The sequence below is a fragment of the Megasphaera sp. AM44-1BH genome, assembly GCF_003467125.1.
Classification (GTDB): Bacteria; Bacillota; Negativicutes; order Veillonellales; family Megasphaeraceae; genus Megasphaera.
In genome coordinates, this window is the sequence record NZ_QSFA01000006.1 from 33,058 (window position 1) to 56,646 (window position 23,589).

The following is a 23,589-nucleotide window of genomic DNA, read 5'->3' on the forward strand; positions in this document are numbered from 1 at the left end:
ATGTTAGAATGGGTTCACAAAGGGATATTTTTTATGTTTTCTTATAAAATAGGAAAATATAATAAGAAATGGAGGAAAGTATATGAATCTATTACGTCGCAAATCCTTTGATGATTTGCTGGCCCATACCCAGGAAAAAAAGCTGACAAAGGCATTGGGCGCCTTTGACATTACCCTCATGGGGCTGGGAATCATCATCGGCACGGGGATCTTTGTTCTGACCGGTATCGGAGCTGCCAAATACGCCGGACCAGGACTCATGCTGTCTTTCGTATTTGCCGCCATAACCTGCGCGTTTGTCTGCCTGGCTTATTCCGAACTGGCATCCTTTCTCCCCGTATCGGGAAGCTCGTATACGTACGCTTATGCATCCCTGGGAGAAATTTTTGGCTGGTGGGTCGGCTGGAGTCTGATCCTGGAATATTCTGTCGGCGCCAGTGCCGTTGCCGGTGGCTGGTCTGCTTATTTTGTCGGTATTCTTCACTCCTGCGGCATCGACCTGCCAAAGGCCCTTACCAGCGTTCCTGCCGACGGGGGCATCATCAATCTTCCCGCCGTGCTCATCGTCCTGCTGGCAACGGCCCTTCTCGTCGTCGGTGTCCGGGAAAGCGCCAAGGTCAACCGCATTCTCGTCTTCGTCAAAATCGGCACCATATTCCTGTTTTTATTCCTGGCAGCCCCGCACATTGAACCGGCCAACTGGCAGCCGTTCCTGCCGTTTGGCATGCAGGGTGTATTTGCCGGCACAGCCGTCTTGTTTTTTGCCTACCTCGGGTTTGATGCCCTGTCTACTGCAGCTGAAGAAACGAAGAATCCGAAACGGGATATGCCCATCGGGATCATCCTGGCCCTGGCTATCTGTACCATCCTGTATATCGCCGTCTGCGCGGCCATGACCGGCGTCGTGCCCTATCCGATGCTGGATACAGCCGCTCCTGCTTCCTATGTCCTCGAATATATCGGCCTCCATCTGGGGTCGGCTATCGTAGGTACGGGCGCCATCTGCGGCCTTTCCACGGTCGTCCTGGGCATGCTCTTTGCCCAGAGCCGCGCTCTCTATTCCATGAGCCGTGATGGACTCATGCCCATGAGCCTCTATAAAGTGCATCCTAAATTCCATACGCCCTATATCATTCAGATCATCATCGGTGTTGTCGTAGCCTGCATTACGGGATTTACACCCATACACATCGTAGCGGAAACATGCAGCGCCGGCACGATTTTTGCCTTCCTTTGCTCCTGTGTGGGCATCCTCATCCTGCGCCGTGTCTATCCCGACAAACCGCGCGGATTCCGCTGCCCCGCCGTGCACATCATTGCTCCCCTGGGGTTCATCTGTTGTGCCTTCATTTTCTCTGAATTGTCTCCCCATACGCTCATCCTCTTTGGCGGCTGGTCCGTACTGGGACTGCTGATTTACCTCGTATACGGCAACCGTCACAGCGTATTGCAGAAACAGGAAGCAGGAAAATAGGCGCCTTTACATTTACCATAGTCTCCTTCAAACTCAAAAAGCTGTCGCATATCAGTTTGCCTGATGCGACAGCTTTCTTACTTACATGGTATCTCCCGGACCCCTGCGGGCCTGATGGTTTACAGTTTTATTTTGGAAAAGACTTCACCGATGGGGTCATGGAGTACCAGATCGGCCGTATGGTCCATATCGGTGCTCGATTTGTTGATGAGTACCAGTTTGTGGCCGTGATAGTAGCGCACGAGGCCGGCAGCCGGATAGACGACGAGGCTGGTACCGCCGATGATGAGCATATCGGCATGACTGATGTAGTATAGTGATTGTTCGATGACATCATTGTCCAGGCCTTCTTCGTAGAGGACGACATCGGGCTTGATGGTACCGCCGCAGGCATCACATTTGGGGATGCCTGTCGTCTGGTTAATGTATTGGGCATCAAAGAATTTATGGCAGTGCTGGCAGAAATTGCGGTGGATACTGCCGTGCAGTTCCAGGACGTTTTTACTGCCGCCTTTCTGATGGAGACCGTCGATATTCTGGGTAATGACGGCTTTCAGCTTGCCCGCCTGTTCCAGTTCAGCCAGCTTTTTGTGGGCCATATTCGGCTGGGCCGAAAGGGACGCGTTCAGGATTTTGTCCCGGTAGAACCGGTAAAATTCATCGGTGTGCTGTTCATAAAACGTGTGGGACAGCATCGTTTCCGGCGGATATTTGTAATGCTGGTTATACAGCCCGTCTTTACTGCGGAAATCAGGGATGCCGCTTTCTGTGGAAACGCCGGCACCGCCGAAAAATACAATATTGTCTGAATCGTGGACCATCTGTAGGAATGTATCAATAGCAGACATAGAAACCGCTCCTTTCCAAACGCGAAAAACCACCTCTGAAATGATCTATACATCAAAATGAGTGTTTAGCAGCGAAATGCCTGAGCTGGTGCGGAATACCTTATCCCGGAAGGTGCGGATAGCGTCTTTATCCAGACCATCTTCATAGGCATTGACCAGGAAATCGGCTTCCAGCAGGATCTGATAATCAGGACCATCAATCCCCGTATAGGTGTGATGATGGCCGATGAGCCAGCAGACCCGGTCAGTAAACGAAGGAGAGCAGGAGAACGGTTCCAGCAGTTTGCGGGCAATGGCCGGTCCTTCCAATTCCTGGTACTTACCAGAGGAACTGCCATATTTTTCTTCTGCCGCGTGGATTCCAATATCGTGGAGTACGGCTGCGGTTACCAGGATTTCCTGCGTATCTGCCGGGAGATGTTCCAGCTGCCCGATGAGGTCTGCATAGGCATAGACTTTGAGGAAATGCTGGATGCGGCGGGCATCGCCGTGGTCGTAGGCAACGGCTGCTTCTATCAGTTTGGGAATGTTCACATGTATGCCACCTTTCACATAGGTATATATCTGTCCTTATTATACACTATTTACAGGCCAGGGGATACAAAAGAAATAATCAGAATGATATAGTTATTCTTTTTTCCCTTCCGGTAGTATATTGGCCAGGACGACGTGGTACCGTTCGTTATATTTCTTGATGGAGGCATTGATTTTTTTCCGGATGGCAATGATGTTTTCTTCGGAATATTCCTCTGGCGGAATGTGCAGGTCACAGATAATATTCGGGTGGCGCGCACCGGCAGTAAAGCGGAGATTGTCCGTATGATACTGGGGATATTCCGTCTGGATCAGCGTATCGATATCATGCTTCATGGCCGCAATGATTTTCTGGTCTGTGCAAAGGGGATCCATGTGGACATTGATATTGATCTGGAATTTTTCTTTCAGGATGTCTTCCAGTTCGTCTACGGCCGAATGGACTTCCACAATATCAGACGTATCGGGTACTTCCACATGAATGGAAGCATACGTGCGCCCGGGACCGTAGTCGTGGATCTTCAGATCGTGGACGCCGACGACATAAGGACAATGCAGGGCGCAGTCGGTGATTCCCTGCACCAGTTCAGGGTCCGGAGCCTTGCCGAGGAGGATGTTGACGACTTCCTTTGCCAGGCTCCCACCGGAATAGAGGATGAGCAGCCCGATGAGCGTACCGGCTGTAGCATCGATGGGAAGTGTCGTGAACTGCTGGGCAATGGTAGCGATGAGGACGCCCGTCGTGGCGATGGCATCGTTGATGCTGTCCGAGGCTGTTGCTTCATTGACACTGGAGTGGATTTTACGGGCAATGTAGCGGTTATACAGGCACATCCATCCTTTGACGGCAATGGATGCGACGAGGACAGCGACGCCCCATAGAGAGAAATCCAGCTCTTCCGGTTCAAAGAATTTCATGACTGACGCTTCACAGAGTTTGTATCCCACGATGAGAATCAGAATGGCAATGGTAAGGGATGCCAGGTATTCAAACCGCCCATGCCCGAACGGATGGTCTTCGTCAGGAGGACGATTGCTCAGTTTGGCGCTTATAATAGATATAAAAGAAGACCCCATATCACTGAGGTTATTGAAGGCATCGGAAATAATAGCGATGCTGCCACTGGTCATGCCGACAAGGAATTTTCCGATGAACAGGAATAAATTGCAGATAATGCCAAGTACACCGCCGACAATACTGTATTGTTCGCGGACCTTTTTATCCGTCGTATTGGTGTAGTCATTCACGGTATGGCGGATGATATACTCAATCATACATATCGCCTCTTTGTTATTCTCAATATCTTTATCATTGTAGCACGAAAAGAACAGGTTGTGTAGAGATATCATGAGAAATGAGAAAAAGTATACTGGATATACAGTCTTGTTTTTGCTATCTCAGTTTGACAAATGGTGTAGAATTTTGTAGTATAAAAGGGCACAGTGATTGATATGTGTCTGTGAATTTGTACGGTGGAGGGTTCAGTCGATATGAGTTTACAATATGTAAAAGGCAGTTATATGGATGAAGTCATGTACGGTGACAAGCCTGTATTGTTTACGCTCGAAGGTCTCGGTGAGGACCAGAAGGAAGAGGCCGAACGGTATAGCAAAAAAATATGGGACTGGATTCATCAGCATCATGTCCGTGTATTGGCCCATGCACCGCTCATTGCCAATTTCAAGAACAAGAAATGGCGTTCCGACGGGGAACCGGAAATATCTGCGGAAGAAATCCGGGGATATCTGAAACATATCAACTCCGTCTATGTTACCTATCGCGGCGGGTTCGATATTTTCTTTGATACGAACGAGCTGTTCCAGGAACGGTCCATCGTCGTACGGGTTGGAAAAAATTTTGTTTTTGAAGGATTCAGTCTTTTGTAAAACATTGTAGAAAATACGGTTCTATGTTACAATAATACCAGTTATATTAGAGAGGTGAATACCATGGCAAAACACATCATTACGATCAATACAGAATCTATCCAGAAGACGGCTCAGCACGCCGGCTGCAGCGAATGCCAGACTTCCTGCCAGTCCGCCTGCAAAACGTCCTGCACAGTAGGCAATCAGGTCTGCACAAAATAAGGTTGAACATTGAGGGGACACCCTTTACCGGAAGGTAAAGGGTATTCTTTTTGTATGGAGGAACTATGTCTGAACAAATCAATCCGATGATCCATAAATATTGCCAGAATGGAACGTATATGCTGCTCGATGTCAACAGCGGCATCATCAATGTCATCGACAAGGTGACTTACGATATTCTCGACATCTATGACGGCACCAACAAGGATGCCGTCTATGAAGCACTGGGGACGACCTATTCCCAAAGAGAACTCGATGAATCTCTGGCAGAACTGGATGAACTGATCGGAAAGGAAATGCTTTTTGCACCGATGTGCGACAATTTCAAAGTCGTGGCAGAGGAAGAACCGGTCATCAAATCCCTGTGCCTCAATATCGCCCACGACTGTAATCTGCGCTGCAAATACTGTTTTGCGTCCCAGGGCGATTATGACACGCATAAACGGGAACTCATGAGCTTCGACGTGGCAAAACGGGCTGTCGATCTGCTCATCAGGAGTACGGAAGGCAAGCGGCAGCACTGTGAAATCGATTTCTTCGGCGGCGAACCGCTCATGAATTTCGATGTGGTGAAACAGACCATTGAATATATCCGGGAACAGGAAAAAATTCACAATAAGATTTTTAAACTGTCGCTTACGACGAATGGGATGCTGCTCGACCCGGCCAAGGTGAAATATCTGACCGACCAGCACATCAGCCTGATCCTCAGTCTCGATGGCCGTCCGGAAGTACACAACCGCATGCGCCCCGATGCAGGCGGCCGTGATTCCTATGACACCTGCGCCAGGAATCAGGTCTATGCAGCCAAACACCGCAATGGAGAAGAATATTACGTCCGTGGCACCTACACCAAATACAACCTGGATTTTACGGAAGATGTCCGGCATATGGCCGACCTGGGCTTTGAAGGGCTTTCCATGGAACCCGTTGTCGGAGACGACCTGTCGTATGCTATCACCGATGACGACCTTCCCCGCATTTTTGATGAATACGACCGGCTTACTGATTTTTATCTCCAGCGCTATGATGAAGGCTGTCCGTTCATTTATTACCACTTTATCATGGACCTGTACCGCGGTCCCTGCATTGCCAAACGGCTGCGCGGCTGCGGCGCCGGCCATGAATATATGTGTGTCGTCCCCAATGGCGATATCTATCCCTGCCACCAGTTCGTAGGACAGGACGGATACGTCATCGGCAACGTTTATGAAGGCGTGACCAATGATACGCTGCCGGCGTTGTTCCGCGATATGCACGTCCTCAACAAGCCGGAATGCTGTAAGTGCTGGGCCAAGTTTTTCTGCAGCGGCGGATGCCACGCCAACAATATCAAGTATGGCGGCAATATCCAGACGCCCTATGAACTAAGCTGCCGGATCCAGAAAAAGCGCATCGAATGTGCTATGTATATCCAGGCAAAACTGGCCATGAAGCGGCAGGAAGCCGCACAGGAGTGATGATATGGTCCGCAGGATAAACATATTTCTCTGGCTTGTCGTATTTTTTTATCTGATTTACGCGATGGTCATGGAAGGGCCGACGGCTAAGATAATCGGCCTGATGGTGCTGGCAATCCTCGCCGTCATAGCCCAGATTATCGGGCGTCGCCGGCAGAAGAAATAAGTGGACGGGGCTGTATGGGCAGCCCCGTTTTCTTGCAGGACATAGCGCTTTTTTTTAAATTGCATAATAAAATGTACCAAAAGAGTTGACTTTAATCCCGTATTGGAGTAATCTTATGTGTAGCTAAAGAGTATACATTACAGATTAGCTCTGATACGGTTTAAAAAGTTTCATAGGAGTGATACAACATGAGCGAATTACTGAGAGTAGAAGGATTACATATCGCCGTAGATGGCAAAGAAATCCTGAAAGGTCTCGATTTAACGATTAATACAGGGGAAACCCACGTTATCATGGGTTCCAATGGCGCCGGCAAATCGACGCTGTTCAATGCGATTATGGGCAATCCGAAATATGTCGTAACAGCAGGCAGGATTTTCTTTGAAGGAAAGGATATTACTGACGCCCCCGTCAATGAACGCGCCAAAGCCGGTATTTTTATGGCATTCCAGCAGCCTATTGCTGTACAGGGCATTTCCGTTGAAAATTTCATCCGCAATGCCAAGAGCACCGTTTCGGGACAGCAGCAGCGCATCATGCCCTTCCGCAGAAAGCTCCATGCCCAGATGGAACAGCTGAAAATGGACAAATCCTATGCCGAACGGTATGTCAATGATGGTTTTTCCGGTGGTGAACGGAAGAAGACGGAAATTCTTCAGATGTGCATGCTCGAACCGAAACTGACCATGCTCGATGAAATCGATTCGGGCCTCGATGTCGATGCCGTCCGCATCGTTTCGGAAACGGTATCCCAGTATCATAATGAAACCAATTCTATCCTGGTCATTACCCATCATAGCGAAATCCTGCAGCATCTCAAACCGGATTTCGTTCACGTCCTCATCAATGGCCGCATTGTCAAGAGCGGTGACGCATCGCTCATCCAGACCATTGAAGCCAACGGGTACGAAGCTTTCAGAGGACAGGCTGAATAGGAGGCAGGACTATGGCTGATGAAAAAGAAAAGCTGGTCGAAGAACGGGAAGAAAAACTGAACGCAGAACGTCAGAAAATCGATACCTTCTCCGATTTCGGCAATATGTATAATTTTAAAAAGGATTTTAACTATTCCTACAAGACGGAAGCAGGGCTCACGGAAGACATTGTCCGCGAAATTTCGGAAAAGAAACACGAACCGCAGTGGATGCTCGATTTCCGCCTCAAATCCCTCGATATCTTTAATCATATGGAATATCCCGACTGGGGCCCGGATATCAGCGGCCTCGATATGGACAATATCGTCACTTATGTCCGCCCGAACGCCCAGATGAAAGCCGACTGGAACGACGTTCCCGATGACATCAAGGATACGTTTGACCGCCTGGGGATCCCCGAAGCGGAAAAGACGTCTCTGGCCGGCGTCGGCGCCCAGTACGACTCGGAAGTCGTCTATCACAGCATCCAGGACGAACTGGTACAGCAGGGTGTCGTCTACACGGATTTTGATTCGGCTCTGGAAAAGTACGAAGATATCGTCAAGTCCCATTTCATGAAACTCGTACCGCCGACGGATCATAAATTCGCTGCCCTCCATGGCGCCGTCTGGTCCGGTGGCTCCTTCGTCTACGTACCGGCCGGTGTCGATGTGTCCATTCCCCTGCAGAGCTATTTCCGCCTCAATGCACCGGGGGCAGGCCAGTTCGAACACACCATGATCATCGTCGAAAAGGGTGCCAAAGTCCACTTTATCGAAGGCTGTTCGGCACCGAAATACAACGTGGCCAACCTCCATGCCGGCTGCGTCGAACTCTTCATCGGCGACGATGCGTCCCTGACTTATTCGACTATCGAAAACTGGTCCAAGAACATGTACAACCTCAATACGAAACGGGCCATCGTCGGCAAGAACGGGACCATCAACTGGGTTACCGGGTCCTTTGGTTCCCACACATCCTGTCTCTATCCCATGAGTATTCTCCAGGGAGAAGGGGCACACTGTGAATTTACAGGCGTCACCTTCGCCGGCAAGGGACAGTATCTCGATACGGGTTCCAAAGTCGTTCACAATGCACCTCATACGACGAGCAACATCAATTCCAAATCCATCAGCAAGAGCGGCGGCGTCTGCATCTATCGCGGCAGCGTCGTCATCAATCCCAAGGCAGAAGGAGCCAAGGCCAATGTCAGCTGTGAATCGCTCATGCTGGACGAACAGTCCCAGTCCGATACGATCCCGGCTATCGTCGTCAAGAACGACAACATCGACCTGGGCCACGAAGCCTCTATCGGCCGTATTTCCGATGAAGCGATTTTCTATCTCATGAGCCGCGGCCTCAGTGAAGATGAAGCCCGGGCCATGCTCGTACGTGGATTCGTAGAACCGGTTTCCAAGGCACTGCCGTTAGAATATGCTGTTGAAATGAATAACCTGATCAACCTCGAACTCAAAGGTTCGTTGAAATAAGGGAGGAGGAGAAGAATGGCAAAAGATAAAGCAGTCGTACAATACAATCAGCTTCCGCGTCCTACCTTCCGCTGGATGAAAGTCAATCACCTCGATTTAGAACCTCTGGCACAGCAGTCCGTCCTTTCCTACACGCCGGCTGAACGCCATACCGGTGATGCCGCCGTGTCCTTTTATACAGGCCGGCAGGTACCGGAACTGGGTGATTTCCAGGGGGCCAATGAAAAAGATCTCAAAAAGGCTCTCAATGAAAGCAATACAGGCTGTGCCGTAACAGTCGGTGACGGCCAGAAAGGCACCGTATGGCTCGATTATACGGTCAGCGCCGCTGTCCCGCAGATTACGGGCCAGCTCAGCATCCAGGCCGGAGACCACAGCGACCTCACGGTATACCTGATTTTTGACGGCGATGCTGCCGGCGGATACGTCAATTTCCTGACCTATGTCAAGACCGGTGAACAGGCCCACGTCAAAATCAGCAAAGTCCAGCTCCACGGTCATCACGTCCGTCACGTTGAACATCGTTATGCTGATGCCGGCAAAGAAAGCACCATCGATTATGTCAGTGCCGAAATCGGGGCCAAAGCGGCCATCGTCTACTATAAGACGGATTTGATGCATGACGAAAGCAATTTCAACAGTCAGGCCATGTATCTGGGAAATGACGACCAGATCGTCGATTTTTCCTACTGGGTGCCGACAAAAGGGATAAAAACCAATACGGATATCCTGACGACGGGGGCCCTCCTCGATACGTCGAAGAAATACTTCCGCGGTACCATTGATTTCCTCCGCGGTGGCAAAAAAGCCGTCGGATCTGAATCGGATACATGCATCCTGCTGAGCCCCAACGTCCATTCCATTTCGGTGCCGCTCCTGCTGTGCAAGGAAGACGACGTCGTCGGCAATCATGCATCCAGTGCCGGTCAGATTGATAAGGATAAGCTGTTTTACCTCATGAGCCGCGGCTTCAATGAAGCAGGAGCCCAGCTGATTATCGTCGAATCCAATATCCGCCCGGTCATCGATAAGCTGGGAGATACGGATTTAGAAAATAAAGTTCTGCAGGCTGTACGGGAAAAGATGCAGTTCTGCTACAAGAAAGGTGATTGCCATGCTAAATGTACGCAAAGATTTCCCCATCTTGACTAAAGTTCATAATGGTCATCAGATTGTTTATTTTGACAATGCTGCGACGACGCAGAAGCCGTACCAGGTCATTCATGCCATCGTAGACCTTCTGGAACATCACAATGGCAATCCCCATCGCGGCGCCCATATCCTGAGTATCGAAGCTGGCGAAGTCTATGATGAAGCCCGCGAAGCCGTACGCCGCTTCATCAATGCTGCATCGAGTGAAGAAGTCGTCTTCGTCCGCAACACGACGGAAGCCCTGAACCTCATTGCCCGCAGCTATGCTGAACCGAAATTGAAGAAAGGCGATAAAATCGTCATTCCTATTTCGGAACATCATTCCAATCTGGTTACCTGGCAGCGTGTCTGCCAGAAGACCGGGGCCGAACTGGTCTATATGTACCTCGACAAGGAAGGCCATTTTACGGAAGAAGACCTGGCCAAAATCGATGACAAGACGAAAATCGTTTCCTTTGCCGCCGTCAGCAATGTCTTTGGCATGAAACGGCCCGTAAAGGACCTCGTCGCCAGAGCTCATGCCGTAGGAGCCATTGCCATCGTCGATGGCGCCCAGTCCACGCCTCATATGAAGACGGATGTGCAGGACCTGGATTGCGATTTCTTCGTATTCTCCGGCCACAAGATGTGCGGTTCTGCCAGCACGGGCGTACTCTATGGCAAGAAAGCCATCCTGGAAGGAATGGAACCGTTCCTCCTGGGCGGCGATATGATTGAATACGTACAGGAACAGTCCACGACGTTCAATGAACTGCCTTATAAGTTTGAAGCCGGTTCCCAGAACGTAGAAGGCGCTGTCGCCCTTCACGCCGCTATCGATTATCTCGAAAATATCGGCATGGACAATATTGAAGCCCATGAATACGAACTGACGAAACACTGTCTGGAAGGGATGAAGAAGATTCCCCATATCCACATCATCGGCAGTACGGATCCGGAAGAAAAGACCGGTGTCATCACCTTTACCATCGACGGCGTCCATCCTCATGATGCGGCTACGATTCTCGACAGCTTCGGCATTGCCATCCGCTCGGGCCACCATTGCGCCCAGCCGCTCGGCGCCCATCTCGGCGTAGAAGCCTCCAACCGTGCCAGCTTCTATATCTACAATACCCTCGAAGAAGTGGATTACTTCCTGGAAAAACTGCCCCTCGTCCGCAAGCAGATGGGCTTTACAGATTAAGGAGATAGAAGAATCATGGAAAATATGAACGAATTGTATTCCGACATCATTCTGGAACACAACCAGTGTCAGGAAAACAAGCATCCCCTCGATGGTGCCAATCTCAGCGAACACGGTCACAACCCGAGCTGTGGCGACGATATTACGCTGCAGGCTGATATTCAGGACGGAGTCATCAAAGATGCCGCCTATACGGGCCATGGCTGTGCCATCAGCCAGGCTTCGGCTGACATCATGATCGACCTCATCAAGGGCAAGACCGTCGAAGAAGCGCTGCGCCTGGTCAACCTCTTCCTGGAAATGATCAAGCGGGAAGTGACTGACGACGACAAGCTGGAAGAACTGGAAGATGCCATTGCCCTCAAGAATATCTCCAATATGCCGGCCCGCGTAAAATGCGCTGTCCTGGCATGGCATACGTTGAAAGATGCTCTGGAACGGGAAGGGAAGTAGGAGATAGCAGTCCGCAGACCGTGATTAGTGACCAGTGATTAGTGGCTAGTGATTCGTGGTTAGCGGCTGGCGGCTGGCCGCTAGCATTTAGCAGTCCGCGGCTGATAGTTCTGCGTATAGAAAAACAGGCTGTCCCATTAAGTAGAAGTGCTTAATGGGACAGCCTGTTTTGGCATTAACATCAAACCTCAAACTATTTCTGCATGGCGTCTTCTGTGTCCCGGCTGCCTTTCCACTGGATGAGGATGAAGGCGATGAGGGCGATGGCGAAGGCGATGACGCTGGTCAGCTGGGCTGATTTCAGGCCCAGTGTCAGGTTGACGTAGTCGCCGCGGAGGAATTCCAGGAAGAAGCGTTCGATGGCGTAAAGCATGACGTACAGGCAGAATACCTGTCCTTTCTTGTGAGGGAAGGCGCTGTAAAAGAGAAGGAGAACAAAAATCAGGATATCTCCCTGTCCTTCCCAGACTTCGGCCGGCCAGAGAGGCTGGTTCCCGTACGTATGGTAGGCCAGGGTCGTATCGGGGTAAACGATGCCAAAATTCCCGCCTGTAGGATGACCGAAGGCGTCGCCGTTCATGAGATTGGCCATGCGGCCGACGGACTGGCCCAGGATGATGGCCGGCGCCAGGAGATCGGCAAAGGCCCAGGTGTCGATGTGATGATACTTCGTGTAGAGGATGCCGGCAATGGCTCCGAATAACAGGCCGCCCTGGATGGCCATGCCACCCTGCCAGACATAGGGGATTTCCGTGAGATGATTGTGGTAGTAAGCCCAGTCAAAAAAGAATACGTCCCAGAGCCGTCCGCCGACGATACCCGACAAGCCGCAGTACATGGTAAAGTCGAATATATGGACATGCCAGCCCCGTCCGTCCCGTTTCATGATGTAATATCCCGTAATGCCGGCCGAGATGATTCCCAGCATAAATAACAGGCCATAGGCCCGTATGGGGAAGGACCCGATAAAAAATAGATATTGATGCATAAAAAATGCCGCTCCTTTGTGATATAATGAAGACTGCTGTATGGATACAGCTGATTCATTATACAACAGAGACGGTCATTAGGGAAGCCGCACTCGAAGATGAGGAGAATACACCATGCATAGACATAACATAAAAAAAATCTGCCTTGCCCTCCTGGTGGCCTGCTCGGCCGCTACAGGGGCTCTGGCAGCGCCAAAAGCAGACAGTACAGCCGGAAAAGCGCAAGATCCGGTCTTTTCGGTTCCCGTCGTGGAGAACCCCATTTCCAGTCAGGATATCAAGGATCTGCAGATTGTAGAAGATGGCAAACGCTGGCTGGTCCGTGACAAGGCGCTGCAGCAATACGGCATTTATCCCAATCGCACGAAAAAAGGCCAGTACTGGTTCCGCCTTCCTGCTGCCGCAGACGGGAAGATGCTGTGGCAGGACCGCAATGTGAGCCTGACATTGCCGGGAACAGAAAGCAAAGAAGGGCGCAACATCAGCATTTCCCATGTACGCCGGCCTCTGGGCATCAGCTATGTCCTCGAACCGGATCACATGGAACTGCTGCCGGCACCGCGGCCGGAACGGTCTGCCCTGGAATTGCGCCAGCAGCCCCTGCCCGAGGGGGAGGTCATGAAAAAATATGGCCGTGATGCCCTGGGCATGGTGCTGCTTTGGGACCCGGTCATGGATGAAAACGCACCGGTACTGCCCCTGCGGACGAAACAGCCCGTCGTATCCCCCTGCGCCTTCCGTATCACCAAAGACGGCGTCCTCCTCAGAAATCCCGATTTCGATACTCTCCTCATGGAATGGAAAGCCAAAGGATATGCTGTCTGGCCGCTGGTCGATAACAATTTCAATCCCGGCCAGACCCATGACATCCTGAGCCGGAAAGAACTGCGGGAACAGCTCATCAAGGAACTCATTGGCTATGGCATTCTCTATGAATTTTCCGGGTATAATATTGACTTTGAAAATGTCAATTACAGCGATAAAAACCTTCTTACGCAGTTTGTCCGTGAATTTTCCGATGCCGCCCGGGCGTACGGGCTGAAAACGTCCATCGATGTGACACCTCTGTCGGACAGTCCCAACTGGTCCCTCGTATACGACCGGGCCGCCCTGGGACAGAGCGTCGATTACGTCATGCTCATGGCCTATGACCAGGTGGGACGTACCAGTCCCGTGGCAGGGCCGACGGCTACCTATCCCTGGGTGAAGACGGCCATAGAAAATACGCTGAAATTCGTTCCTGCTGACAAAGTCATACTGGGTATGCCCCTTTATATGCGGATTTGGTATGAAGCCGACGATGGAAAAGACCTGCCCAAAGACATAGAAAGCTGGCCCGTATCCGTCAAAGCGTCTGCTCAGACAGGAGTGGCACCTGCTCAGGCAGGAGCAGCGCCTGCCCGGACAGGCACAGCAAAGACGAAGCCGAAATTGTTCGTCCGTACCCTCACCATGGCCGACAGCCATCGCGTCCGCGAAAAATATGCATCATCCATTACCTGGGATGCAGACCTCGGATTGTATTACCTCGATACCCGTCTTCCCAAGGGACGGCTGCGCATCTGGTTTGAAGATGAAAAGTCACTCAAAGAAAAAATCGGCCTCATCCATACGTACCAGCTGGCCGGCGCTTCCTTCTGGCGCAAAGGCTTTGAACCGGAAAACTTTTGGCACGGATTTGCGAAACATGAATTGACTTGACGTGTCAACCCCTTTATAATAGAAAGGTCAACAACCTTACCTTCTATTTTATTTGCGACGTGGGGGGTCGAAGAATGGAAAAATATATTCCACAAGAAATAGAAAAGAAATGGCAGAAAATCTGGCTGGATAATAAAGTAGATAAATGCCCGGACGAAAGTGACAAGCCCAAGTACTACGTACTGGAAATGTTCCCGTATCCGTCGGGCAATCTGCATATGGGCCATGTCCGCAACTACGCTATCGGCGACGTCATTGCCCGCTATAGAAGAATGATCGGCTACAACGTCATTCATCCCATGGGATTCGATGCATTCGGCATGCCGGCAGAAAATGCGGCTATCCAGCATAATATCCCGCCTGCAAAGTGGACCTATGACAACATAGCCAATATGGAACGGCAACAGAAATCCCTGGGCCTGTCCTACGACTGGGACCGTGAAGTTGCCACCTGCCATAAAGAATATTATAAATGGACGCAGTGGATGTTCGAACTGATGTACAAACGTGGCCTGGCATACCGCAAGGAAGCCAAGGTCAACTGGTGCGAACACTGCCATACCGTCCTTGCCAACGAACAGGCTGAAGGCGGCGTATGCTGGCGCTGTGACAATCCGGTCGTCAAGAAAGACCTGAAACAGTGGTTCTTCAAGATTACCGATTATGCCGACCGTCTCCTCGACGATCTGGACAAACTGCCGGGCTGGCCGGAACGGGTCAAGACCATGCAGCGCAACTGGATCGGCCGCAGCGAAGGGGCAAACTTCTTCTTTGATATCCCGGAAATCGGCGAACGGGTAGAACTGTTCTCGACCCGTGTCGATACGATCTTCGGTGCCAGCTTCGTCGTCCTGGCTCCGGAACATCCCTTTGTGGAACGGATCATCAAAGGCAAGCCCAACGAAGCCGAACTGCGCGCTTTCATTGAAAAAATGCGCAACCAGAGCGATATTGAACGTACGTCCGATGATGCCGAAAAAGTCGGCATGTTTACCGGTGCCTATGCCATCAATCCGGTCAATCAGGCAAAAGTACCTATCTGGATTGCCAACTACGTCCTCGTCGATTATGGTACCGGTGCAGTAATGGGGGTTGCCGGCCACGATCAGCGTGACTTTGAATTCTGCAAGAAATACGATATTCCCATCAAATATGTCATCCAGGATCCGGAAGGCAAAATCGACTACGAACACGATGACATCACTGAAGCCTATACAGGCGAAGGCTATCTCATCAATTCCGGTGAATTCAACGGCCTGTCCATCAAAGAAGGTCAGAAAGCCATTACGAAATGGCTCGTCGATCACGACTATGGCCACGCGACGGTAAACTTCCGCCTCCGCGACTGGCTGATTTCCCGTCAGCGCTACTGGGGCGCCCCGATTCCTGTCGTATACTGCGAAAAATGCGGCGAACAGCTCGTGCCGGAAGACCAGCTGCCGGTAGAACTGCCGGAAGACGTCAAATTCACGGCTGGCGCTACGTCTCCGCTGGAAACGAGTGAAAAATTCCTCCATACGACCTGCCCGAAATGCGGCGGCCCGGCCATCCGGGAAACGGATACGATGGATACCTTCCTGTGCTCGTCATGGTATCATCTGCGTTACACCGATCCGCGCAATACGAAGATGCCCTTCGACCCGAAGAAGGCCAATTACTGGATGAATGTCGATCAGTATATCGGCGGCATTGAACACGCCATCCTCCATCTGATCTATGCCCGCTTCTTCATGAAGGTCCTGTACGATGCCGGTTATGTCGATAAAGTCGAACCGTATGAACGCCTGCTCACCCAGGGGATGGTACTCCTCGACGGCAGCAAGATGAGCAAGTCCAAAGGCAACGTCGTATCACCGGAAGAAATCGTATCGAAATACGGTGCTGACACAGCCCGCCTGTTCATCCTCTTTGCGGCTCCTCCTGAACGGGATCTGCCCTGGTCCGATACGGGCGTAGAAGGGTCGTACCGCTTCCTGAACCGCGTATGGCGCATCGTCTTCCAGTACATGGACCTGGCTAAAGCCGGCGACGACAGCAGCCGTCCCTATACGGAAGCAGAAAAGGCGCTGCGCCTCGTCGAATACACGTCCATCCGCAAAGTCACCGTCGATGTCAAAGGCACCGATGGACACTATGCTCTGAACACGGCAGTCAGCTCCATCATGGAATACGTCAATGCCATGTACAATTATGTGGATAAGAATACGTCCATCCGCAAAGATGTGGCCGTAGAAGTCGTAGAAAACCTGCTCAAGATCCTGGCACCGTTTACACCGCATATCACGGCAGAACTGTGGCAGAAAGTCGGCTTTGAAGGCGATGTCCACAAACAGGACTGGCCGAAAGTCGATGAAAGCGCCCTGAAGGTCGATGAAATCGAACTGCCGATCCAGGTAAATGGCAAGGTACGTGACCGGATCACCGTTCCTGTCGAAATGGATAAAGACAAACTGCGTGAACTGGCTCTTGCCCGTCCTCATGTCAAGAACTTTACCGATGGCAAACAGGTCGTCAAGTTCATCGTCGTACCGAAGAAAATCATTAATATTGTCGTAAAATAATACAGAAAAGGGGTGCCGCGTGCATCCCTTTTTTTTACTGAAGGAGACGTGCTATGAAAGACAGACTTACTCCCAACAGGACGGTACATCACCTTTCATCCCTCAATAATACGCCCTGTGCCGTCATCCTGCCGATCCTCACCATCGGTGGGGAAGAACATATCCTGTTTGAAGTGCGGAGCAGCAAACTGGCCTGGCAGCCGCGGGACATCTGCTTTCCCGGCGGGCGCATCGAAAAAAGCGATGCCAGTGCCCTCGATGCAGCCATACGGGAGACGATGGAAGAACTGGGGGTGGAGCGCAGTGATATAGACATACTGGGGCCCCTCGATTATATCGAATCCATGGCAGGCGTCACGGTCTGGCCTTTTGCGGCCCGGATCCGCACGCAGGACTTTACTTTGAGCCGCGGGGAAATCGCCGAAATTTTCACCGCTCCCATTTCCTACCTGCGCTCTGTCCGGCCAGAGGAAAAACATATGGAAATCGCCACCCGGCCCGGTCCGGATTTTCCCGAAGACGTATTGTACAACAGTTTCCGCGGCGACCGCAGCTGGAAACGGCGCAAGACCTATTCCGTCTATATCTACCGCTATCAAAAATGGCCTATCTGGGGCATAACGGCCCATATACTGCGCCATTTCTTGTCCCTGTACCAGGCAGGAGAGGACGCTATGGAAACGCATGGGGACCAAAGGGAGGGCGCAGCCGGATTCTGATATATGGTTATGATTTCACTGCTGGCGTATGACTATACGTCCTTGTACGGATATACAAAATAGCTATAATCATCAGTTAAAAAAGTTACTTTATAAATAAAAGGAGTATCGCATAATCAATTATAAATATTTAATAAACTGTCTTTTGCAATGATAACTATTCAATCATGAAAAAAAGGAATGAATGCATTGTATAAATAGCGGCTTTTTCTATTGATTAAATACGTGAAAAGTTGTACAATGCAGATGTAAGAGCTTGCAGGTCGGATACGTTTGCCTTGTTGCAAGCGACGTTCTGTATAGATAGTGTGAAATTTTTGTATTTATGCAGTATCAACGGCAGGAAAGAAGACCTTTCAGTTTTTACGTAATAGACGTTTAAGGAGAGTGGGAACAGTATGGATTTTAAATTGAATGATCTGCAGAAAGACATCGTTAAAACCGTCCATGATTATTGCGAAAAGAAAATAAAACCGGATATCGGCGAACGCGATCACGCAGGTGATTTTGGCGAAGAACATGTAAAAGCTCTGATGCAGGACATGGGTATTGCCGGTATTTACTATCCTGAAGAATACGGTGGAATGGGCAATGACGGCGGCGATGTACTGACGTACATCCTCTGCGTGGAAGAAATTGCCAAATATGATGCCGGTATGGCAGCAACCGTTTCCGCTTCCATTTCCCTCGGTACCAACCCCATCTGGCAGTATGGTACAGAAGAACAGAAGAAAAAATATCTCGAACCGCTCGTAACGGGTGAAAAACTCGGCGCGTTCTGCCTGACCGAACCGGGTGCCGGCACTGACGCTGCCATGCAGCAGACGACGGCTGTCAAAGATGGCGATCATTACATCCTCAACGGCAACAAGATTTTCATCACCAACGGCGGCAAGGCCGATACGTACATCGTATTTGCCATGACGGATAAATCCAAAGGCACGAAAGGCATTTCCGCCTTTATCGTTGAAAAAGGCTGGGAAGGCTTCACCTTTGGCAAGAAAGAAGACAAACTGGGCATCCATACGTCCCAGACTATGGAACTCATCTTCCAGGATGTCAAAGTTCCGGCAGAAAACCTGCTCGGTGAAGAAGGAAAAGGCTTCATCATCGCTATGCAGACCCTCGACGGCGGCCGTATCGGCATCGCTGCCCAGGCTCTCGGCATTGCTGAATCTGCTCTTGACGACGCTGTCGCCTATTCGAAAGAACGTGTACAGTTCGGTCGTCCGCTCTGCAAATTCCAGAATGTTTCCTTCAAACTGGCTGACATGAAGATGAAGATTGAAGCAGCCCGTCTCCTGGTCTACAAAGCAGCTGAAGCCAAACAGGCCGGCGGCCGCTTCTCCCTGGAAGCTGCCATTGCCAAGAGAATGGCTTCCGATATCGCTATGGAAGTTACGACAGAAGCTGTCCAGATCTTCGGCGGCTATGGCTACACCGAAGATTATCCCGTTGCCCGTCATATGCGCGACGCCAAGATCACGCAGATTTATGAAGGTACCAACGAAGTACAGCTCATGGTTACATCGGGCTTCCTGCTCAAATAACCTATCCTTGTTTATGAGGCAGCCATTAGCGCTGTTGACATAAAAATTATTTTTAGGAGGCAACAGAAATATGGAAATATTGGTATGTGTCAAACAGGTTCCGGACACAGCAGAAGTAAAAATTGATCCCGTAAAACATACCGTCATTCGTGCCGGTGTACCGAACATCTTCAATCCGTTCGACCAGAACGCTTTGGAAGCTGCTCTTCAGTTAAAAGATAACCAGGGCGCAAAGGTAACTTTGCTCTCCATGGGACCCCCGCAGGCTAAAGACGTTCTCCGTGAAGGTCTGGCTATGGGCGCTGATGAAGCATACCTCCTCACAGACCGCAAAGTCGGCGGTTCCGATACGCTGGCTACAGGCTATTGCCTGGCTCAGGCTGTCAAGAAAGTAGCTGAACTCAAAGGCATCGAACAGTTCGATATCATCCTTTGCGGCAAACAGGCTATTGATGGTGATACGGCACAGGTCGGCCCGCAGATCGCCTGCGAACTCGGCATCCCGCAGATCACCTATGCAGCTGCTATCGAAGTAAACGAAGAAGCTAAATGCGTAAAAGTAAAACAGCAGAACGAAGAAGGCTACATCATTACGGAAGCTAACTTCCCTGTCCTGATTACGGCTGTTAAAGAATTGAACGAACCGCGCTTCCCGACCATCCGTGGCACGATGAAAGCAAAACGTCGCGAAATTCCTGAACTCTCCGCTGATGACGTAAAAGCTGATGAAACCAAGATCGGCCTGAGCGGCTCCCCGACGAAAGTTCGTAAGATTTTCACACCGCCTCAGAGAACACAGGGCCTCATCATTCCTGTTGAAGATGACAACGACCAGGCAGCTGTTGATACCTTGATGGAAAAACTGACTGCTCAGAAAATCATTTAATTCTAAGGAGGAAAAGTGAAAATGGATTTAGCAGAATACAAAGGCATTTATGTCATTGCTGAACAATTCGAAGGCAAATTGCGCAACGTATCTTTCGAACTGTTGGGTCAGGCCCGCGTTTTGGCTGACACCATCGGTGACGAAGTTGGCGCTATCTTGATTGGTAAAGATGTAAAACCGCTGGCACAGGACCTGATTGCCCACGGTGCACATAAAGTATATGTATATGACGATCCGAAACTGGAAAACTACAACACGACGGCATATGCAAAAGTCATTTGCGATTTCTTCCATGAAGAAAAACCGAATGTATTCCTCGTAGGCGCTACGAACATCGGCCGTGACCTCGGCCCCCGTATTGCCAACTCCCTCCAGACCGGCCTTACAGCTGACTGCACGGGCCTGGCTGTTGACGACGACGGCAAGACCATCGTTTGGACCCGTCCGGCTCTCGGCGGCAACATCATGGCTGAAATCATTTGCCCGGACAACCGCCCGCAGATGGGTACAGTTCGCCCGAACGTATTCAAGAAACCGGAAGCTGATCCCAATGCCAAAGGTGAAGTTATCGAAAAGACTGCTAACCTCAGCGACGCTGATTTCATGACCAAATTCGTTGAACTCATCAAAATGGGCGGCGAAGGCATCAAAATCGAAGAAGCTGACGTTATCGTATCCGGCGGCCGTGGCATGAATGGTCCTGAACCGTTCACCGGCATGCTGAAAGACCTCGCTGACGTTCTCGGCGGTGCTGTAGGCGCTTCCCGTGCTGCTGTTGACGCTGGCTGGATCGATGCTCTCCATCAGGTAGGCCAGACAGGTAAGACGGTAGGTCCGAAGATCTACATTGCCTGCGGTATTTCCGGCGCTATCCAGCATCTCGCTGGCATGAGTGGTTCTGACTGCGTTATCGCCATCAACAAAGATGAAGATGCTCCTATCTTCAAAGTTTGCGATTATGGTATCGTAGGCGACGCATTCAAGATCGTTCCGCTCCTGACTGCTGCTATCAAAAAAATCAAAGGCTAATAGCTAAGATTCTTAAAGGACTGTTGCATGAAAGCAAAGGCTGTCATGGACAGTCCTTTTTTTCTGAGTCAACAACATCAAACATCAAACCCAAAACATCAAACTCCAAACTCCATTTCCCCTTGACAAGCAGAGAAGGCGGTCGTATAATTTACGCATACCTAGTGATATGAAAATAGTTTTGATAAGGACATGACAAGTTGTTCGTTTTATATCAGAGAAGGGTACAGTGGTGAGAGTACCCCATAAGACATGACTTCGTTACCGCCTTGGAACTGGCATCCGGAACTGAGTATGGATGTCCGGCCGCTCCGTTATCGCGTTTGAGTACAGTAGATGTTATCTGCTGAACTAGGGTGGAACCACGTGAGCAAGCTCTCGTCCCTTGAGGACGGGAGCTTTTTATTTTCAAAGGAGGATGTTTTTTATGGCAGAATTAATTTTGAAAGATGGCAGCAAGAAAGAATTTGCTGATGGCATTTCTCTTGCCGAAGCCGTCAAACAGCTCAGCAACAGCCTGGCAAAAAAAGTATTGGTAGCAAAGGTAAATGGTGAAGTCACGGACCTGCGTGAACCCATCACCGACGGCTCGACCGTAGAATTCCTTACCTTTGACGATCAGGCTGGCAAAGATACCCTTCGCCATACAGCATCCCATGTCATGGCCCAGGCTATCCAGCATCTCTTCCCGGGCGTAAAATTCGCTATTGGCCCGTCCATTGAAAACGGCTTTTACTATGACCTCGATACGGAACACCGCTTCACACAGGAAGATTTCCCGGCAATCGAAGCCGAAATGGCTAAAATCGTCAAGGAAAACCTGCCTCTTACCAAAGAAGTCGTATCCCGTGAAGATGCGCTGAAACTCTTTAAAGAAGCCGGTCAGGATTATAAAGTAGAACTGATCCAGGACCTGCCGGAAGATGCCGAAATTTCCCTTTACCGCCAGGGCGATTTCGTCGATCTCTGTGCCGGCCCCCATACGGCTTCTACAGGCGCTGTCAAAGCCTTTAAACTGCAGACCGTTGCCGGTGCCTACTGGCGCGGTGATGAACACAACAAGATGCTCCAGCGTATTTACGGTACGGCTTTTGAAAAGAAATCCGACCTCGATGATTACCTCCACATGCTGGAAGAAGCCGAAAAGCGCGATCATCGTAAACTGGGCAAACAGCTCGACCTGTTCAGCTTCCACGAAGAAGGCCCGGGCTTCCCGTTCTTCCACGCCAAAGGCATGGTCCTTCGCAAGACACTGCTCAAACTCTGGTATGAACTTCATGATGAAGCCGAATACGATGAAATCAGCACGCCGACCATCCTGAGCCGTCATCTCTGGGAACAGTCCGGTCACTGGGATCATTACCGTGAAAACATGTATTTCACCACCATCGATGACGAACCATACGCCATCAAACCGATGAACTGCCCCGGCGGCATCCTTGTTTATAAGAGCAACGTCCACAGCTACCGCGATTTCCCCATGCGGATGGCTGAACTGGGCCTCGTCCATCGTCACGAACTCCACGGTGCCCTCCACGGCCTGTTCCGTGTCCGCTGCTTCACTCAGGATGATGCCCACATCTTCATGCTGCCGAGCCAGATGAAGCAGGAAATTTCCGGCGTCATGGACCTCATCGACAAAGCCTACAAGATTTTCGGCCTCGATTATCACGTAGAACTGTCCACCCGTCCGGAAGACTCCATGGGCTCTGATGAAATCTGGGACCTGGCTACGAAGACGCTGCGTGAAGTCATCGAAGAAAAAGGCGTTCCCTTCCAGATCAACGAAGGCGACGGCGCATTCTACGGCCCGAAACTGGACTTCCACGTCAAAGACTCCATCGGCCGTACCTGGCAGTGCGGTACCATCCAGCTGGATATGCTCATGCCGGAACGCTTCGACATGACCTACATCGGCGAAGATGGCCAGAAACATCGTCCGGTCATGGTTCATCGTACCGTATTCGGTTCGGTCGAACGCTTCCTGGGCATCCTCATTGAAAACTACAACGGCGCATTCCCCGTATGGCTCGCACCGGTACAGGTCAAGTTCCTCCCCATTTCGGACAAACATCTGGCCTATGCCAAAGAACTGCGTAAGAAATTCAAGAAGATGGGCATCCGCGTAGAAGTCGATGAAAGCAACGAAAAAATCGGCTACAAGATCCGCAAAGCCCAGATGGAAAAAGTTCCATACATGGCCGTCATCGGTGATAAGGAAATGGAAAGCAACACCCTGTCCATCCGCGACCGCTCCAAAGGCGATATCGGTGCACAGCCGGTCGATGATTTCATTGCCCACGTACGTGAATTAACGGAAACACGCAAAGGCTGATCGATACAACTGGATAGACCAAAAAGAAGCAGGACCCACTGCAAAAGCGGGTCC

General features: G+C 50.6%; 21 protein-coding genes and 1 other annotated feature. Of the genes, 17 read left to right on the forward strand and 4 right to left on the reverse strand.

The genetic code is table 11. The features are described from left to right. Positions 1-82: 82 nt before the first annotated feature. The gene (locus DW949_RS05790; RefSeq protein ID WP_118022296.1) at positions 83-1,474 is read left to right on the forward strand and encodes an amino acid permease; all 1,392 of its coding nucleotides are present in this window, start codon (positions 83-85) and stop codon (positions 1,472-1,474) included. A gap of 119 nt (positions 1,475-1,593) precedes the next feature. Here the strand turns inward: DW949_RS05790 and DW949_RS05795 are convergent, their stop codons facing one another. The 3 genes from DW949_RS05795 to DW949_RS05805 form a co-directional block, all read right to left on the reverse strand. After that, a complete protein-coding gene (locus tag DW949_RS05795; protein WP_118022297.1) occupies positions 1,594-2,322 on the reverse strand; it encodes an NAD-dependent protein deacylase in 729 nt (242 codons plus the stop codon). A gap of 45 nt (positions 2,323-2,367) precedes the next feature. Continuing rightward, positions 2,368-2,856: an HD domain-containing protein gene (locus DW949_RS05800; RefSeq protein ID WP_118022298.1), complete on the reverse strand. Its 489-nt coding sequence runs from the start codon at positions 2,854-2,856 to the stop codon at positions 2,368-2,370. Positions 2,857-2,949: 93 nt separating this feature from the next. Then, the gene (locus DW949_RS05805) at positions 2,950-4,131 is read right to left on the reverse strand and encodes a cation diffusion facilitator family transporter (protein WP_118022299.1); all 1,182 of its coding nucleotides are present in this window, start codon (positions 4,129-4,131) and stop codon (positions 2,950-2,952) included. A gap of 216 nt (positions 4,132-4,347) precedes the next feature. Here DW949_RS05805 and DW949_RS05810 point away from each other — a divergent pair, with 216 nt between their 5' ends. From DW949_RS05810 to sufU, 9 genes are all read left to right on the forward strand, one after another. Then, positions 4,348-4,743 (forward strand): hypothetical protein, encoded by a 396-nt coding sequence (locus tag DW949_RS05810; protein ID WP_118022300.1) that lies wholly within the window; start codon positions 4,348-4,350, stop codon positions 4,741-4,743. 63 nt (positions 4,744-4,806) lie between these two features. Beyond that, positions 4,807-4,947, forward strand: a complete 141-nt coding sequence (scfA, locus tag DW949_RS05815; RefSeq protein ID WP_059077334.1) for a six-cysteine ranthipeptide SCIFF — start codon at positions 4,807-4,809, stop codon at positions 4,945-4,947. 65 nt (positions 4,948-5,012) lie between these two features. Then, positions 5,013-6,407, forward strand: coding sequence for a thioether cross-link-forming SCIFF peptide maturase (gene scfB / locus DW949_RS05820; RefSeq protein WP_118022301.1), 1,395 nt, complete (start codon positions 5,013-5,015; stop codon positions 6,405-6,407). A 4-nt stretch (positions 6,408-6,411) separates the two neighbouring features. Beyond that, positions 6,412-6,573, forward strand: a complete 162-nt coding sequence (locus DW949_RS13620; protein WP_158570644.1) for a hypothetical protein — start codon at positions 6,412-6,414, stop codon at positions 6,571-6,573. A gap of 188 nt (positions 6,574-6,761) precedes the next feature. Then, entirely contained in the window at positions 6,762-7,508 is a 747-nt protein-coding gene (gene sufC / locus DW949_RS05825; RefSeq protein WP_118022302.1) for a Fe-S cluster assembly ATPase SufC, read from the forward strand. Between the two features lie 104 nt (positions 7,509-7,612). After that, on the forward strand, positions 7,613-8,977 hold the full coding sequence (gene sufB / locus DW949_RS05830; protein ID WP_199595773.1) for a Fe-S cluster assembly protein SufB: 1,365 nt from the start codon (positions 7,613-7,615) through the stop codon (positions 8,975-8,977). A 15-nt stretch (positions 8,978-8,992) separates the two neighbouring features. Then, positions 8,993-10,129, forward strand: a complete 1,137-nt coding sequence (locus DW949_RS05835; RefSeq protein ID WP_118022304.1) for a SufD family Fe-S cluster assembly protein — start codon at positions 8,993-8,995, stop codon at positions 10,127-10,129. After that, positions 10,092-11,312: an aminotransferase class V-fold PLP-dependent enzyme gene (locus DW949_RS05840; RefSeq protein ID WP_118022305.1), complete on the forward strand. Its 1,221-nt coding sequence runs from the start codon at positions 10,092-10,094 to the stop codon at positions 11,310-11,312. The genes DW949_RS05835 and DW949_RS05840 overlap by 38 nt, the downstream gene beginning before the upstream one ends. A gap of 15 nt (positions 11,313-11,327) precedes the next feature. Beyond that, positions 11,328-11,765: a Fe-S cluster assembly sulfur transfer protein SufU gene (sufU, locus tag DW949_RS05845; protein WP_118022306.1), complete on the forward strand. Its 438-nt coding sequence runs from the start codon at positions 11,328-11,330 to the stop codon at positions 11,763-11,765. Positions 11,766-11,958: 193 nt separating this feature from the next. On the opposite strand, the gene lgt is transcribed toward sufU, so the two are convergent. Further along, on the reverse strand, positions 11,959-12,753 hold the full coding sequence (gene lgt / locus DW949_RS05850; protein WP_118022307.1) for a prolipoprotein diacylglyceryl transferase: 795 nt from the start codon (positions 12,751-12,753) through the stop codon (positions 11,959-11,961). Positions 12,754-12,868: 115 nt separating this feature from the next. Between lgt and DW949_RS05855 the strand changes: the two genes are divergently transcribed. The 7 genes from DW949_RS05855 (at position 12,869) to thrS (ending at position 23,535) form a co-directional block, all read left to right on the forward strand. Next, a complete protein-coding gene (locus tag DW949_RS05855) occupies positions 12,869-14,455 on the forward strand; it encodes a glycosyl hydrolase family 18 protein (protein ID WP_118022308.1) in 1,587 nt (528 codons plus the stop codon). Positions 14,456-14,529: 74 nt separating this feature from the next. Further along, positions 14,530-17,016, forward strand: coding sequence for a leucine--tRNA ligase (gene leuS / locus DW949_RS05860; RefSeq protein WP_118022309.1), 2,487 nt, complete (start codon positions 14,530-14,532; stop codon positions 17,014-17,016). A 53-nt stretch (positions 17,017-17,069) separates the two neighbouring features. Further along, on the forward strand, positions 17,070-17,735 hold the full coding sequence (locus DW949_RS05865; protein WP_118022310.1) for a CoA pyrophosphatase: 666 nt from the start codon (positions 17,070-17,072) through the stop codon (positions 17,733-17,735). A 398-nt stretch (positions 17,736-18,133) separates the two neighbouring features. Continuing rightward, entirely contained in the window at positions 18,134-19,285 is a 1,152-nt protein-coding gene (locus tag DW949_RS05870; RefSeq protein ID WP_059077323.1) for an acyl-CoA dehydrogenase, read from the forward strand. Between the two features lie 70 nt (positions 19,286-19,355). Next, positions 19,356-20,171 carry an electron transfer flavoprotein subunit beta/FixA family protein gene (locus tag DW949_RS05875; protein WP_059077322.1) on the forward strand — a complete coding sequence of 272 codons (816 nt, stop codon included), beginning with the start codon at positions 19,356-19,358 and terminating at the stop codon, positions 20,169-20,171. A 21-nt stretch (positions 20,172-20,192) separates the two neighbouring features. Then, positions 20,193-21,200, forward strand: coding sequence for an electron transfer flavoprotein subunit alpha/FixB family protein (locus tag DW949_RS05880; protein WP_118022311.1), 1,008 nt, complete (start codon positions 20,193-20,195; stop codon positions 21,198-21,200). Positions 21,201-21,372: 172 nt separating this feature from the next. Further along, positions 21,373-21,589 (forward strand) — a binding site (T-box leader). A gap of 38 nt (positions 21,590-21,627) precedes the next feature. Beyond that, positions 21,628-23,535 carry a threonine--tRNA ligase gene (thrS, locus tag DW949_RS05885; RefSeq protein WP_118022312.1) on the forward strand — a complete coding sequence of 636 codons (1,908 nt, stop codon included), beginning with the start codon at positions 21,628-21,630 and terminating at the stop codon, positions 23,533-23,535. Positions 23,536-23,589 lie beyond the last annotated feature (54 nt).

Excerpts from the sequence above, each read along its gene's own strand:
- DW949_RS05790 (WP_118022296.1), top strand. The coding sequence starts at position 83 with ATGAATCTATTACGTCGCAAATCCTTTGATGATTTGCTGGCCCATACC.
- DW949_RS05795 (WP_118022297.1), bottom strand. The coding sequence starts at position 2,322 with ATGTCTGCTATTGATACATTCCTACAGATGGTCCACGATTCAGACAAT.
- DW949_RS05805 (WP_118022299.1), bottom strand. The coding sequence starts at position 4,131 with ATGATTGAGTATATCATCCGCCATACCGTGAATGACTACACCAATACG.
- DW949_RS05810 (WP_118022300.1), top strand. The coding sequence starts at position 4,348 with ATGAGTTTACAATATGTAAAAGGCAGTTATATGGATGAAGTCATGTAC.
- scfA (WP_059077334.1), top strand. The coding sequence starts at position 4,807 with ATGGCAAAACACATCATTACGATCAATACAGAATCTATCCAGAAGACG.
- scfB (WP_118022301.1), top strand. The coding sequence starts at position 5,013 with ATGTCTGAACAAATCAATCCGATGATCCATAAATATTGCCAGAATGGA.
- DW949_RS13620 (WP_158570644.1), top strand. The coding sequence starts at position 6,412 with ATGGTCCGCAGGATAAACATATTTCTCTGGCTTGTCGTATTTTTTTAT.
- sufC (WP_118022302.1), top strand. The coding sequence starts at position 6,762 with ATGAGCGAATTACTGAGAGTAGAAGGATTACATATCGCCGTAGATGGC.
- sufB (WP_199595773.1), top strand. The coding sequence starts at position 7,613 with ATGTATAATTTTAAAAAGGATTTTAACTATTCCTACAAGACGGAAGCA.
- DW949_RS05835 (WP_118022304.1), top strand. The coding sequence starts at position 8,993 with ATGGCAAAAGATAAAGCAGTCGTACAATACAATCAGCTTCCGCGTCCT.
- DW949_RS05840 (WP_118022305.1), top strand. The coding sequence starts at position 10,092 with ATGCTAAATGTACGCAAAGATTTCCCCATCTTGACTAAAGTTCATAAT.
- sufU (WP_118022306.1), top strand. The coding sequence starts at position 11,328 with ATGGAAAATATGAACGAATTGTATTCCGACATCATTCTGGAACACAAC.
- lgt (WP_118022307.1), bottom strand. The coding sequence starts at position 12,753 with ATGCATCAATATCTATTTTTTATCGGGTCCTTCCCCATACGGGCCTAT.
- DW949_RS05855 (WP_118022308.1), top strand. The coding sequence starts at position 12,869 with ATGCATAGACATAACATAAAAAAAATCTGCCTTGCCCTCCTGGTGGCC.
- leuS (WP_118022309.1), top strand. The coding sequence starts at position 14,530 with ATGGAAAAATATATTCCACAAGAAATAGAAAAGAAATGGCAGAAAATC.
- DW949_RS05865 (WP_118022310.1), top strand. The coding sequence starts at position 17,070 with ATGAAAGACAGACTTACTCCCAACAGGACGGTACATCACCTTTCATCC.
- DW949_RS05870 (WP_059077323.1), top strand. The coding sequence starts at position 18,134 with ATGGATTTTAAATTGAATGATCTGCAGAAAGACATCGTTAAAACCGTC.
- DW949_RS05875 (WP_059077322.1), top strand. The coding sequence starts at position 19,356 with ATGGAAATATTGGTATGTGTCAAACAGGTTCCGGACACAGCAGAAGTA.
- DW949_RS05880 (WP_118022311.1), top strand. The coding sequence starts at position 20,193 with ATGGATTTAGCAGAATACAAAGGCATTTATGTCATTGCTGAACAATTC.
- thrS (WP_118022312.1), top strand. The coding sequence starts at position 21,628 with ATGGCAGAATTAATTTTGAAAGATGGCAGCAAGAAAGAATTTGCTGAT.